The organism is Clostridium sp. DL-VIII (assembly GCF_000230835.1).
In the GTDB taxonomy this organism is placed as follows: Bacteria; Bacillota; Clostridia; order Clostridiales; family Clostridiaceae; genus Clostridium.
Map to the genome: position 1 here is coordinate 3,846,148 of NZ_CM001240.1, position 14,380 is coordinate 3,860,527.

Annotated in this window: 14 protein-coding genes and 1 riboswitch; of the genes, 2 read left to right on the forward strand and 12 right to left on the reverse strand. The window is 29.3% G+C overall.

Annotated features, from left to right (window positions below; genetic code table 11):
• Positions 1-6: 6 nt before the first annotated feature.
• Positions 7-113: riboswitch (SAM riboswitch) on the reverse strand.
• Positions 114-189: 76 nt separating this feature from the next.
• From CDLVIII_RS17745 to CDLVIII_RS17755, 3 genes are all read right to left on the reverse strand, one after another.
• Positions 190-729, reverse strand: coding sequence for a GNAT family N-acetyltransferase (locus CDLVIII_RS17745; RefSeq protein ID WP_009170839.1), 540 nt, complete (start codon positions 727-729; stop codon positions 190-192).
• Between the two features lie 376 nt (positions 730-1,105).
• Complete coding sequence (locus CDLVIII_RS30070; protein ID WP_009170840.1) at positions 1,106-2,176, reverse strand: DUF5050 domain-containing protein; 1,071 nt, start codon at positions 2,174-2,176, stop codon at positions 1,106-1,108.
• Positions 2,177-2,371: 195 nt separating this feature from the next.
• Positions 2,372-2,629, reverse strand: coding sequence for a CD3324 family protein (locus tag CDLVIII_RS17755; RefSeq protein WP_009170841.1), 258 nt, complete (start codon positions 2,627-2,629; stop codon positions 2,372-2,374).
• Positions 2,630-3,007: 378 nt separating this feature from the next.
• Here CDLVIII_RS17755 and CDLVIII_RS17760 point away from each other — a divergent pair, with 378 nt between their 5' ends.
• The gene (locus CDLVIII_RS17760; RefSeq protein ID WP_009170842.1) at positions 3,008-3,637 is read left to right on the forward strand and encodes a VTT domain-containing protein; all 630 of its coding nucleotides are present in this window, start codon (positions 3,008-3,010) and stop codon (positions 3,635-3,637) included.
• A gap of 196 nt (positions 3,638-3,833) precedes the next feature.
• Positions 3,834-4,457 carry a hypothetical protein gene (locus CDLVIII_RS17765; RefSeq protein ID WP_009170843.1) on the forward strand — a complete coding sequence of 208 codons (624 nt, stop codon included), beginning with the start codon at positions 3,834-3,836 and terminating at the stop codon, positions 4,455-4,457.
• Positions 4,458-4,530: 73 nt separating this feature from the next.
• Here the strand turns inward: CDLVIII_RS17765 and CDLVIII_RS17770 are convergent, their stop codons facing one another.
• From CDLVIII_RS17770 to CDLVIII_RS17810, 9 genes are all read right to left on the reverse strand, one after another.
• Complete coding sequence (locus CDLVIII_RS17770) at positions 4,531-6,054, reverse strand: ABC transporter permease (RefSeq protein WP_009170844.1); 1,524 nt, start codon at positions 6,052-6,054, stop codon at positions 4,531-4,533.
• Complete coding sequence (locus CDLVIII_RS17775) at positions 6,045-6,782, reverse strand: ABC transporter ATP-binding protein (RefSeq protein ID WP_009170845.1); 738 nt, start codon at positions 6,780-6,782, stop codon at positions 6,045-6,047. Before CDLVIII_RS17775 ends, CDLVIII_RS17770 begins: the two co-directional genes overlap by 10 nt.
• A 12-nt stretch (positions 6,783-6,794) precedes the next feature.
• The gene (locus CDLVIII_RS17780; RefSeq protein WP_009170846.1) at positions 6,795-8,252 is read right to left on the reverse strand and encodes an efflux RND transporter periplasmic adaptor subunit; all 1,458 of its coding nucleotides are present in this window, start codon (positions 8,250-8,252) and stop codon (positions 6,795-6,797) included.
• 1 nt (position 8,253) lies between these two features.
• The gene (locus CDLVIII_RS17785) at positions 8,254-9,528 is read right to left on the reverse strand and encodes a TolC family protein (RefSeq protein ID WP_009170847.1); all 1,275 of its coding nucleotides are present in this window, start codon (positions 9,526-9,528) and stop codon (positions 8,254-8,256) included.
• Positions 9,529-9,912: 384 nt separating this feature from the next.
• Positions 9,913-10,611 carry a response regulator transcription factor gene (locus CDLVIII_RS17790; RefSeq protein ID WP_009170848.1) on the reverse strand — a complete coding sequence of 233 codons (699 nt, stop codon included), beginning with the start codon at positions 10,609-10,611 and terminating at the stop codon, positions 9,913-9,915.
• A 122-nt stretch (positions 10,612-10,733) separates the two neighbouring features.
• Complete coding sequence (locus CDLVIII_RS17795) at positions 10,734-12,194, reverse strand: HAMP domain-containing sensor histidine kinase (RefSeq protein ID WP_009170849.1); 1,461 nt, start codon at positions 12,192-12,194, stop codon at positions 10,734-10,736.
• Positions 12,191-12,520, reverse strand: a complete 330-nt coding sequence (locus CDLVIII_RS17800; protein ID WP_009170850.1) for a hypothetical protein — start codon at positions 12,518-12,520, stop codon at positions 12,191-12,193. Before CDLVIII_RS17800 ends, CDLVIII_RS17795 begins: the two co-directional genes overlap by 4 nt.
• Before the next feature lie 120 nt (positions 12,521-12,640).
• Positions 12,641-13,492, reverse strand: coding sequence for a pseudouridine synthase (locus CDLVIII_RS17805; protein WP_009170851.1), 852 nt, complete (start codon positions 13,490-13,492; stop codon positions 12,641-12,643).
• A gap of 83 nt (positions 13,493-13,575) precedes the next feature.
• Positions 13,576-14,322: a YdcF family protein gene (locus CDLVIII_RS17810; RefSeq protein WP_009170852.1), complete on the reverse strand. Its 747-nt coding sequence runs from the start codon at positions 14,320-14,322 to the stop codon at positions 13,576-13,578.
• Between the last annotated feature and the right edge of the window lie 58 nt (positions 14,323-14,380).

The following is a 14,380-nucleotide window of genomic DNA, read 5'->3' on the forward strand; positions in this document are numbered from 1 at the left end:
TTTGCTCTCTTATCTTTCAGCCTAAACTGCAGGATTTGGCACCTAATTATTTGTATTTTATAATCGGTTGCCGGGTTTCACGGGGCCAGTCCCTCCACCACTCTTGATAAGTTATTTAATTTTCGTTTTTTCCTATAGGATTAGTATATGTTTGTTTTATTATAATGTCAATACCTTCATTAGATATTATCAACATTTATTATATAATCTATAATAATAATAAGATTTTTCATATTCTTCACCAGTATTTACAACATGCTTTGTTCCTTGTTTTATGAAGCCGCATTTTTCAATTACCCTTTGAGATTGAACATTATCTGGTTCTATTATTGCAATTATATAATCTAGCTGAAAATTATTCAGTGCCCATATAGTTATGGCTTTGGAAGCTTCTGTTATATATCCTTTATTACTCAAGTTTTCTGTTATGAAATAGGCCAGCTCAGTCTCATTATTTACTTCTTCCTTATTTTGTATCGCTATCATTCCTATTAATTTTCCATTATCTTTAAGAGTTACAGCAAGACATACTCTTATATTTTCTTTATCTATGCTCTTATATTGCTCAATCAACGCCTTCAGCCATTCTTTTCTGACTTCCATTGAAACTCCCCAGTCTGGCATCCATTTTAATATGTATTGTTCACCGCATATTTCTTGCAGCTTTGACGCATCATCATTATTAAACTTTCTTAATATAAGTCTTTCTGTTTCTATACAAATATTCATAATTTTCCTCTAAGCTTTCGTATTTATTTTTCCTATTCTTTTTATAATTTACTTAATACTTCAATATTTTAAGAAATACAAGTCAAGCATAACCAAAGCTGAAATTATTAGTTGCTAAGTTAAGCTATAACCTTTCTTATTTCCATTAGCATTAACTTTACTATATATTTTTCTCTGATATCTATTCAAGCCCAAAAATTATTCCACCTTATTTTTTATCCCATTTAACTATAATAAAATGGCCATTTATAACAATTATCCACAGATTTAAATTTATTATAAATTCTAAAGAATAAAAAAAGTGATGATATTTTACCGATATCATCACTATCAAGCTTACTTTAATACGCCACTTTCACTATACATAAAAATATATTTATGCTGGTAAGAACATATATCCATTATTGACATTAACTCCTTTTCGTGCAAAGATACCTTTGCTAGTTGGATAATATTCATTTATCTCGTATTCAGAAATATCTGTAAAATTCACACTTGGAGTTGCTTTCGTTAAATCTACAGCCATTTTAGAAAGATGCCTGTTATTGCTTACATTTATAAAATATATTGTTCCATTAATAATCTTCATATCTTCTCCATCCATTACTGCCAATCTTTTTGTCGATAAATCGGTTAGATTTATTGAATACAAATTATTGTTATCTGCAGAATTTATAGCTAATATTTGTCCTGAATATGAACCAAAGCTATTTACTGAGAAATTTGACAGCTTTTGTTTTTGTGTACCATCAATATTTATCTTATATAAAGTTGAATTATCACTTTTATTTTCATAAAGAATTGTATCTTCATCCACTAAATAGCTCCCAATATTATCAGTAGAAATAATTTTATCTGTATTATTGGTTGTATCAAATGCGTGAAGCTTATTTCCATCCCTTGGATCCACAAAATATATTATGCTACCCGTTGCTATTATATTATGCACTTCTCCTAAGCTTAAATTAGGCTTATATGCTCTATTAGATAAGTCGATTGATGACAAAGTACTTTTATTACCAGCATCCGAAAAATAAGCTATATTATTTACAACTGCTAATGAATTTACTTGATAATTATAAAAATCGCTAACATTAGATGTATTAACTACATCTTTGGGATATGGTTCTTTTATAATTGAGAGATTATTATTATCATCCCAATTTGGAAAAACCGTTGTAGTACCATTCACCTGAAACAAACTTGTATACATTGCTGAGTTCTTTAATGAAAAAGGTGTATATCCATTTTTAAAGGCGTCTTTATCTAAATTGGAAGCAGCACTGCCATTAGTGACCGCGCTATTATTACTACTACTGTTTACGCTTATCTGCCTTGGAGCACTTGTACTTTGATTTTGACTAGTTTTGCTTGCTGTTTGCTGACTGCTGCAGCTTAATAAATTTATACACAGTGCCAAAGGCAATAACAACGATATCTTCTTCAATATTCCACCAACTCTCTTTATACTATATTTACTATAATTCTACATTAATTTTATCACTTTTAACAACTTATTTGTATTTTCATAATATATATGTCGAAATAATACGTATTACTCTTTAGCTAAAATTCAAACATTTATATAAAAAAATGGTGCTAGTTGTCTAAAACCAGCATCACTTTTTACAGGTATCTAATTTTAATATACTATTTTTTTTATGCTTGAAATTGACAAACAATATTCTTCGGCTAAGGCTTCTTTACTCTCTCCCAGCTTAAACTTTACTTTAATTTCATTATTTCTAATTTCAAGTTCCTTCTTCGATCCTGATATTGTTCCCCATTTACGTCTATGTCCTTCTTCTCTTGGGATATAAATATATTTTCCCTGACAATACCTTTGTATTTTTTCAATTAATTCTTTAGGCAATATGTTTTCTGCACTTATATACTTCATATTAATTCTACTCCTTAGAATTTTTTTAATCTAAGGGTGCAGAATTCATTTTAAAATATTAGGCCATAATTTTTATAATTAATGACTTTATGCCAAGTTATAAGCCTAAGCTTTAAATAAACTCTGCACAAAGTGTAACTGGTGTTTCTTTTTGCAAAACAATTCCCCCAATCCTTCTTTCATACATTAAAAAGCTGCTATCTTATAATATGCTATAAAAAATATATATACACATCGCTCTTTATGTGTATATTTCTCAATAATTATATCATAAATATTGACATATAAGTGAGCTTTATTGGTATAATATATATTAGGAAAATTAATAATCAAATTATTATATCTATCTTTGACTGATGATATACAATGAGGTGCGTAATGGATAAATTATTTAAAATTATTGTTTTAATATTTTGGGTTGCAATTTTATTTTTATTTTTTAAATATAAATTATATGTTGATGGAGTTGATAAAGTTATAAACTTTTTAAATACATACAGAGAATATAGTGTACTATTATTTCTCATAATAGCATCGCTTAGAATCTTTACTCTTATTCCATGTACTGTTTTTATAATTATTGGTGGTGTTCTATTTAATCCATTTGAAGCTTTTCTACTTACTGCAGCTGCTAATTTAATTAGTGAAATTTTATTATTTTTCTTTGCAAAACTCACATTTGGTATGAGTTACCAAAATAAAATAATAGAAAAGCATCCCAAAATATATAATATGATAAAAAAGAACAATGTACAAATTTTAGCTTTAGGCGTTTCTTCTCCTGTGGTCCCTAGTGATATAGTTTGTTTCTTTTCAGTGCTTGCTGAAATCACTTTGTTAAAATATATTATAACAATATTGTTAGCTGATACTCCTGTCATCCTTTTATATACTTTCTTAGGCATAAGTGCAAAGTACTCTATTTATGTTTTTCTATTTATGCTTATACTTGTAATAGTAATTAACTTTATTAATTTTAAAAAATGGAATAATCAAATCGCTGAATAAAATAAATAATTCATCCAGCCATTACGTCTCATAATTAAATATACGACGTATTCTGACACATGTATCATGTGTAATACTCCCTATTTATAATTGATTATATAGTATTTTGATATATTTTTTTGAAATTTTATCAATTCGCAATCCTTTTTTAATGAAAGAGAATATACTATATTAAATCAATTTTCAGGAGTTCCATATGATTTTCATATCATCACTTTTACTAGCTATATCTTCAAATCTAGAACCATTATCAGCTTCTTTATCTTATGGGATTAAAAAAATTAATTTACCAAAATCAACTATAATTTTACTTTCAATTTTAACTTCAATTTCTGCATTTATCTCTATGCACATTGGTAAATTATTTCTACCTTTCTTCGGTCCTCAATTAGCTGATATATTTGGTGCCGTTTTATTATGCTTTATTGGAGTTTCATTTATAATTGAATATATAAGAATAGAAAAAAAACGTATTGGATATGATACCTCCTATTTTTACGAAAATCCATTTGGATACAGAAATATATTGGATAATCCTATAGTTGTCGATGCAGATAAATCAAATCATATAGATATAAAGGAATGTCTTAATCTCTGCTTGGCCTTTTCATTAAATAATGCATTAGCATTTTTTGCTGGAGGTTTGACAGGTGTAAACATTAATTTAAGTTTACTCTTTTATTTCCTAATTTCTATTATTTCAATATGCCTAGGCTCATATTGCTTTAGATGGCTTTCTTTTAGATTGCTCCGAAAATATTCTCATCTAATTTCTGGAGTAATCTTAATACTTCTAGGAATACTCGAATCACTTATATAGCTATTTACTATATATCATATAGTAAAAAACACTTTCTTCTACTAAAAGAAAGTGTTTTTTTATTTACTAAATTTTATTCATATCTAAGTGCTTCTATCGGATCAAGTTCTGCTGCCTTTTTGGCTGGATAATATCCAAAGAATACACCAATAAACATCGAAAATGAAAAACTTATTAAAATTACTACTGGTGATACCGTTGCTGCATATCCCATAGCTCTTGAGCCAAATGCACCTGCAGTTAATCCTAGAATTATTCCTAAAATACCGCCTATGGAGCATATAATAATTGATTCAACAATAAATTGCATTTTTATGTGACTGCTCTTAGCTCCAAGTGCTTTTCTTGTTCCTATTTCTCTTGTTCTCTCAGTAACAGATACTAACATTATATTCATTACACCAATTCCACCAACTACAAGTGATATTCCTGCAATTGCAGAAATAGCTAGTGCGACTGTTGTCATCATTGATGTCATTGATTCAAGCATGCTTTCCATATTACTTGCTGAGGCTTCAAATTTACTGTTTCTTGCATAAAGCTGAGATAAATAACCCGATAATTCATTGGTAAAAGCTTGAACATCTACATTATCTTTAGCTTTAATTGTAAACATCTGATAATTTTTATTACTTGCTGTTTTCTTGACAACAGATACTGGTATGTATATCTCTGTTGTTAAATTATCATCAGAGGTAGTTCTACTTCCACCTGAAGCCTGATACTTATAGACCCCAATTACAGTGTATGTGTAAATAGCATTTGAAGTATACACTTTAATCTTTTGATCTATTGCAGCTACATCACTACCAAATATTTTCTCTGCTAATTTATCAGAAACTACTGCAACACTTTTAGCTCCATCAATATCATTTTGTAAAAGATATCTTCCTTCTGATATTTCTAAATTTTTAACCCCCTGATATCCAACATTTGTGCCAACAGTGTTAATATTGGAATATGTTGTCTCGTTTTTAACTTTTCCTGAACTTCCATTTTCAGATACACTTACAGCACTTATCTTATCGCTAAAATTTTCTTCCAACTCATTTATCTGTTCCAGTGTCATTAAATCTGTGTCCTTAGTTGTACTGCTTGCTCTTCCTTGTCTTCCACCTGAAGCAGAAGCTCCACCTCTAGGTGCTCCACCTGCACCACCTGCGCCGCCAATTGTTCTGCCTGCACCACCAATTGCTCTACCAGCTCCTGCAGCTCCTGCAGCAGCACCAGGCGCTCCACCCGAACCTCTTCCTGCACTAGGTGTCCCGCCGCCAGTTGTTCCACCTGGACCTCTACTCCCTCCAGGTGCTCCTCCACCATTTTGTGAGCCACCAGCTGAACCTCTTTGATTTCCATTACCTCCATAAGCTGGAGTTACTATGCTTGTCGAACTTCTTTCCTGAACATTAACTGTAATATTTTTTGCCCCCATTGAGGACATTGAACTTGTTAAAGAAGATGTCATTGCATTTCCTACAGAAACAACACCTATTACAGATGCTATTCCTATTATTATCCCGAGCATTGTAAGTAATGCTCTCATTTTATTAGACTTTAAGCCTGCTATTGCAAGCATTATATTTTCTTTTATAAACATAATTCTTCCTCTTCTCGGAATCTTCTATAATACTTTTCGTTTTCTTTAACAGATATTATATTACCATCCTTTAAAGTTATTATTCTTTGAGTTTCTTCGGCAAGTTCACTATTATGTGTTATAAATACTATGGTTTTTCCTTCTTGTTCATGAACTTTGTGGAATAAGTCCATAACTAGTCGTCCTGTTGCTGAATCAAGAGCACCTGTTGGTTCATCAGCAAGTATTATACTTGGATTATTAGCTAAAGCTCTTGCTATTGCAACTCTTTGCTTTTGTCCTCCTGATAATTCATTAGGCTGATGAGACATTCTATCCTTCATTCCAACAAGATCTAAAAGTTCCTCTGCTCGCAATTTTCTATCTTTTCTATTCATCCCATAATAAAGCATTGGTAATTCAACATTTTTTAAAGCTGAGCTTCTTGGAATTAAGTTGTAAGTTTGAAATACAAATCCAATTTGTTTGTTTCTAACTTCCGACAATCCATTATCAGATATCTCACTAATATTGGTACCATCTAACACATATTCTCCAGATGTTGCTCTGTCTAGAGCACCTATAATATTCATTAATGTACTTTTCCCAGACCCAGACGAACCAACTATTGATACAAATTCTCCCTCTCTTACACTAATATCAATGCCTTTTAAAATATTTAGTTGATTTGGAGTTCCTATATAAAAACTTTTCGTAATATTTTTCATTTCTATTATATCTTTACTCAAGAAACTCACCTCCTACTTTGTTCTTCTAGCATTAATTTCAACTGTGTCCCCAACTTTATAATTTGCAGGATCACTAAGTATTAGTATGCCATCAGAAAGATCTACACCATCGATTTCAACATTTGCATCTGACTCTATTCCTTTCGTTACAGGAATATCTTTTACAATATATTTATCACCTTGTTTTTCTGCTGCATAAACTTCACTTTGTCCATTATTATTAATTACTGCTCCATATGGTACTGCATAAACATCATCTTTTTCATCTGTAATAATATTTACTACTGAATTCATACCAACTTTAATCAAATCATTTTTTCCTGTTATTTGAATTTTTACTGTAAATGATACATCACTACTTGTAGCATTACTAGTTGAATTACTGCTGCTGCTACTGCTACCGCTACTCTTATTACTGCTGTTACCACTACTTGTACTGCTTGTACTAGCAGCACTAGAAACCGGCTCCGCACTTACTACTTGGCCTTCAATAATATCATTTCCTGATGCATCTGTCGTTACTTCTACCTTTTGTCCAACTTTTATCTTAGCTATATCAGTCTCATCAACACTCGCATTTATAATTAAGTTACCTAAATCTTGAATTACAAATAAAGCTCCAGATGCTTCCACTCCAACTACTGCGTTTACATTAGTAACTGTGCCATCTACTGTAGCTACTACCTGAGCATCTTTTAATTTTTTCTGTTTATCTTCGAAGGCAAGCTCATCACTTTTATTATCAACGGCTGCCTGAGCATTATCTACAGCACTCTTAGCTTCAGCTAAATTTTGGTCTGCTGAAACTTTTGCAGCTTCCAATGCAACAGTTGCCTTATCATAGCTTCCTTGTGCATTATTATAATTAGTTTCTGCTGTATTTAAATCTTCTTTTGAAATTTCTCCCTTATCATACATTACCTTATCGTATTCATAAGTCCTTTGCTTACTTTCCATATCACTCTTTGCACTATCAACTGATTTCTCTGCATTTATTATATCTGTCTGTAAGTTATTATCTTTAAGATATTGTAAGTTATCATATTTCTGCTTTGCACTTTGCAGTGATAATGCATTTTTTTGTTGATTAGCTGTAAGGGTTTGCTGGGCTTCAGCAATTTGCTCCTCTAATTCTGATGTATCTATTGTTGCAAGAACATCTCCTTTTTTCACTACATCTCCAACAGAAACATTTACGCTTGCAACATTATACTCTAAATTTGAATATATATTTGTTGAATCCCCACTTTTTATAGCACCTGAAGAACTTATTGTAGTTTGAACATTTGTTTTCTTAAGAACGGTATATTTTACAGTATTTTGAGTTGCCTTAGATTTAGCAAACTTCACCTTATAAACTGTGAAGCCTAGAATTATAACTAACAGTATACTAACTATACCTATAATCTTTTTTTTCGTTAGAAATTTATTCTTATTAAATGATTCTTTTATTTTTGATAATATCTTCACTTTAGTATCCTTCTTTCATTTGAATATACTTTAAATAAGCTAAGTAGCAGGCATTTCTGTCTTTTACGAATGCAGCCTTATCAGTATCAAATGTTAATTTAGCATTATCTAAATCATTCTTAGCTAAAAAACCATAATCATTTTGTACCTGTTTAGTTTCATATTCTGTTTGCTCTTCATTTAATTTATCATAGGTATTTTTTATAGTATTGTAAGCATTCATAAGTGTATCATATTGACCTTTAAAATTAGTTTGTGCGGTATTCTTTGTTTGAGTTAAGTTAATATTATAATTATCCATATTGTAATCATATATAGTATCATTGTGATCACTTGCATCATCATCCTCTTCATCATTAAGATCATAATCATCCGATATATCATTCTTATATTCTGTTTCATTTATAGTATCTTGTGCTTCTTGTATATCTATATTATTATCTAACATTGATTGCAAATCTTTTTCATAGTTAATATTGGCTATGTTTTGAAAATCTTCAGTAACATCCACTTCAAATATTACATCTTCTTCATTAACTCCTAATTCATTGCAGAGTTTTGTTTTAGCTAAAGCTTCTGCATTTGTATAGTCAGATAATTTATTACTTGATGCAGTATTATTTAAAGTTGATGCTACATAATCTTTTTTAGCTGTAAAGCCGCTATCATAAGATACTTTTGCTATATCATTATCTCTTTCGTCAGCTTTTACCTGATCTTCCTGTAACTCCTTATTAGATAAAGTAACTAAATAATTTAAATAATCACTTTTTGCTGTATATACTGCTCCTTCAACATTAGCATTATAATCTTTTTTTGCTTTCCTATAATCATTTTGAGCACTAATTAAACTATTTAAGTTACTTTTAGCATCATTATATTCTTTTTGCAAATTAGTCAAATCAGATGCATTAGTTTGCTTACCATTTTCATCATACTCTGGTGCAAAATTGTCAATTCCAGCCTTTGCATCACTTACTTTCTCTTTTAAATCTGAAATCGAACCATATTCATCTGAATAATAATCATAATTTTCTTTAGCTATAGCTAAGTTATTATCGTATTTTTTTAAATCTAAGCTATTTTCAATCATAATATCTCTAATGTTATCTAATTTCACTTTAATTTTTCCATCTGTATTATCTGTCACTTTGGTAATGCTAGCATTAGTTTTATTATCTGTAGTTGCAGCATGAGCATAACTTGTATTAAGCAGAGTTACATTAGATGATGAAATCAAAGTCATTATTAAAAATCCTATTAGTTTCTTTTTCAATTGCGAATCCTCCTTAAATTTGTAACATAAATGTTTCTATAATCTTGTTTTAAATAAAAGAATAATAAAGATAATACTATTAATTTCTTAAAATAGATGTTTCTAGTATAGTAAATATTTCTAACTTCATTCTAAAACAAATATAAACAATTTCTAAACGAATGTTAAATTTATGTTAAATTTATTTTTCGCACAGATTCCAAAAACACAAATTAAAGTTATGTGCCCTTATCAAAATCATATGCTTACTTTTAAAAAATAAAAAGAATATTTTTGCAACAGTTTATCCAAAACACAATTTACAAAAACATTCTATAATTTATTAATAAATTCACGCTATATTCAATTTCATCTACTTCTTCACCATAACGAGCAATTCAATAATCACATATTAAATCTATATCCTGCTCCCCATACGGTTTCTATGTATTCAGGATTGCTGCTATCTAATTCAATCTTTTCTCTTATTCGGTTTATGTGTACAGTAACAGTGGAACTATCACCTAGGGATTCTTCTCCCCAAATTCTATCTAGTAATGTATCTTTTGAAAATACAATATTAGGATTCGATGCTAGAAACATTAATAATTCGAATTCCTTATTAGCTAATTTAACTTCTTCTTCTCCAACATAAACTCTTCTTGCTTTTAATAATATTTTAATTCTTCCGATTACTATTGAACTTTTCTCATTTTTAACACTTTTCTCCATGGTTGTGAGTCTTTCATATCGTGATATATGTGCATTTACTCTTGCCACAAGTTCACTTGGGCTAAATGGTTTTACAATATAATCATCTGCTCCAATTCCCAATCCTTGTATTTTATAAATATCCTCTTTTTTTGCAGTTACCATTAGGATAGGTATCTCTTTCACTTCCCGTACTTCTTGACAAATTCTAAACCCATCTTTGCCTGGCAACATAACATCTAATAAAATTAAATCAAACTCCTCACTTAACGCAAGCTCAAGACCTTTATATCCATTTTGAGCTATTTCAGTTTCAAATCCACTTATCTCAAGATAATCTCTTTCTAATTCAGCAATGCTTTCATCATCTTCTATAATTAATATTTTTTTCACTTATTCTCCTCCAAACCATAGAATCAATTTATAATATATATTTACTCATTATTATTTTTATAAACTGAAATTTCATTTATGTTAACTACATTTTTAAATACACTTAACTATTTAGATAATTTCTAATTACGATTATTATAATTCTTAGGAAATGTTATTTTTATTGTAAGGCCATTCCTATTACAAGCTGTAATTTTCCCACCATGTGCTTCAATGATATGTTTAGATATGGCTAGTCCAAGTCCACTTCCTTCATTAGGTTTTGTACGAGAGGCATCTCCCCTATAAAATCTCAAAAACAACTTTGAAAGATCTTCTTCTGGCACTCCTATTCCATTATCACTTATTTCTAATATAACTAAATTTTCTTTTTCATATAAATATATTTGAATTTTAACCTTTCTATTTTTATTATATTTTACACTATTATTCAATATATTTAAAAGAACTCTGTTAATTTCTTGAGGATCAAGCTTTACCATAGTTGAATCATCACATGTGCTGTCAAAGAATATTTCTACATCTAAGCCGAGAAATTCTTCCTTTGCACATTCGTAAAACTTCTTTATATGCCCATTAATACTCACTATGTTAAATTTAAACGGAAATTGTCCTGTATCTAATTTAGAAAATAAGAATAAGCTATCAACTAATCCATCCATATCACAGGCCTTCGTATAAATAGTATCTAAATATTTTTTTTGCTTTTCTGGTGTATTTGCTACTCCATCCCTAAGTCCTTCAACATAGCCTTTAATTGCAGTTAATGGAGTACGCAAATCATGTGATATTCCTACAACTAACTCTTTTCTATTTTCTTCATATTTTAGCTGCATATCTATAGAATCCTTTAAACGCATTCTCATTTCATCAAAATCGCCGCAGACTTGTTTAAACTCATCATCACTATCGTAATTCATTTCAAAATCTAAATTTCCGTTTTTAATTTGTTCAGCTCCATAGCTTAAAAGCTCTAAAGGTATAATCAGCTTTTTATAAATTTTACTTGATAATATGATGTTAGTTATGGTTACTACTATTAATGATATAATAATAACGATAATAATATAGCTAATTACAAATGTTGACATTTCACTTTTCATATCAAACCTTATTGGTTTGTAATCAGAATTTATTGCTATAATATTTACAATTTTATCATCTTTTTTAAAACTGTTTTTAACTAATGATGTTGAATTCATTTCTAATACTAACGAATTAGATTGAAAAATCATATTATCACCAATGTTTGAAAGTGCTTCTTGGTCTTTGTCAGTAATATTAGATGACATTATTGTTCCATCATATGTAATTATTAAATGATATCCTTTAGGCTCAAGAAATTTCTGTAAGTTTTGTGTCAAATTTTGAATATCATCTTTATTTTGAATTTTTCTCATATCTGGTCTTAGATTCTGTTGAATGAAATATGGGTTTTGATCCACTTCTCTATCGCTTTCAAATTTTCTTTCATATGCTGCTGAAAATGGTATATTCATTACACCTGCGATAATAAAAATAATAACCACTGGAACAATTAGCATAAGAATATTTGAAATTGTTAATCTCTTTTTTATTTTCATAATAATTCCTCGACTAAAGTCTTATCTACGAGCAAATTTGATAAGTCTATTTTTTCTGGATTAGTAAGTAAAGAATAATCCTTAATCCATAGAATTTCATCAACTATTCTGCATTCACTAATTGCAATATTAGGTTCTTCATCATAAACCTCTTCTAATTCTTTATTCTTAGTAAGAACTGCAATTCTTCTGCACGGTTCCTCATTCATATCATATATATTAAAAAAGCTATTATATGAATCAAAGTTTTTTACTGATGTAACAACCTTTAAAAATAAGTTATACTTTTCAGCCGCTTCCTTTGCATTAATATACTCTCTATTCATCTTATCTCTCCTCGTATGTTAATATTTAAATAATTATCTCATAAGGCTATACTCATTTCAATATTGAGTTTAACATAAACTCACATGATATAATTTTATATACAATTCATTTTTAAGTACTCATTCTCCAATAAATTTCAATTCACTTTTAAGGCTTACAAGTTCATCCTTTTTAAGATATCTCCATTTACCAATTTCTATATTATCTATAGTAATATTCATAATTCTAATTCTCTCAAGCTTTATTACTTTATATCCTAAAGCACCACACATTTTACGAATCTGCCTATTTAGCCCTTGAGTTAGAACTATTTTAAATGTATCTTTATTAACCCTATTGACCTTGCAGGCTCTAGTCATTATCTTAGTTTTTTTATCTTCTTTTATTATACTTAACTCTTTTAAAGGAATGGTTTCACAATCCTTTATCCTAGACTTGCAACTTGAAAATTCCTTATATTTAGAATTTTTATATATGCCTAATGTATCTGATATTCTTTTAACACCTGAACTTTGTTCTCCTGATATTTCAATTCCTGACGCCATTACTTCAAGAAACTTTTCATCAAAACTTCTATCAACCTGTACAAGATATTCTTTCTCATGCATATTATCAGACTCTAGAATTCCATTAGCTAATTCTCCGTCGTTAGTCATAATTATAAGTCCTTGAGATTCCTTATCCAATCTCCCAACTGGAAAAATATATTCAGGATAATTCATAAAATCAATTATATTTCCTTGCACCTTTTCAGCGGTGCACATAATATCAACTGGTTTATTAAGTGCAATATATACTTTTTCTCTTCTTGAAATTGGTTTATCATCAAGAAGAATTTCATCACTTTCCTCTACCCACTGACCTAAAACGCAGTTTTTCCCATTTACCTTAATCCGCGCTTCTTCTATTAATTTATTTGTTTCCTTTCTAGAGCAAATTCCATAATTACTAAATAATTTATTAATCCGCATTTTGATATTTATCCTTTCAAGTTAACATTATTTTATTCATATGAAGATAGAGAAACTATAAATTAGACTTATATATAGAATAGTTATCTATCAAATATTAGGCTTTTCACAATTGCAAAAGCTTCTCTCGTATAGGTTATAGGAATTAAATACCATACTGTTGTACTTGAGTAATTATCAAATTTTACATAACCATTTCTTTTAGCTAAAATACTGCTTCTTAAAGCATGAAAATCTGTTGTAATTATTTTAACACTAATTTCATTCAATGTTTTTCCACTTAATTCTTCTATTTTCTCCTTAGAAAACTTGAAGTTTTCATTTGTATTTTGAGATTTATCTTCAATTAGTATTTTATTTTTATCTATTCCTCTATCTTGCAAATATATACTCATAGCATGCGCTTCTGGCAAATCTTCATCATTTCCCTTTCCACCAGACAAAACAATATAAGCATCTTCATTTTGCTTTAAGCACTTTATTGCTGCCTCAAGCCTTCCTTGAAGTATTAAACTTGGTATTTTTCCATTTGAAAGTCCCGCCCCCAGCACTAAAATGTAATCAGTGTTTTGAATATTGCTTTTTGGATAACTTATTATTGCAACTTCTATTCCTAAAAAGCAAACGAGGAAAATACACATAATCACTTTAGCAGTTTGAAATATTTTCAATAAAGCTAATTTATCTTTAATAAAATGATATACTACCATAATAATACCTAAAGCTACAACTGGATAGCTAAATGCAATTTTTGTACTGCTTATTAAGTTCACATCTATCACATATAAAATTAATAAGCCTCCCAATAAAATATCCCAATATCTTCTCATAACTCTCCCCCATAAATTTATTAATTGCAACGAATATAAAATATGACTTTAGGCACAT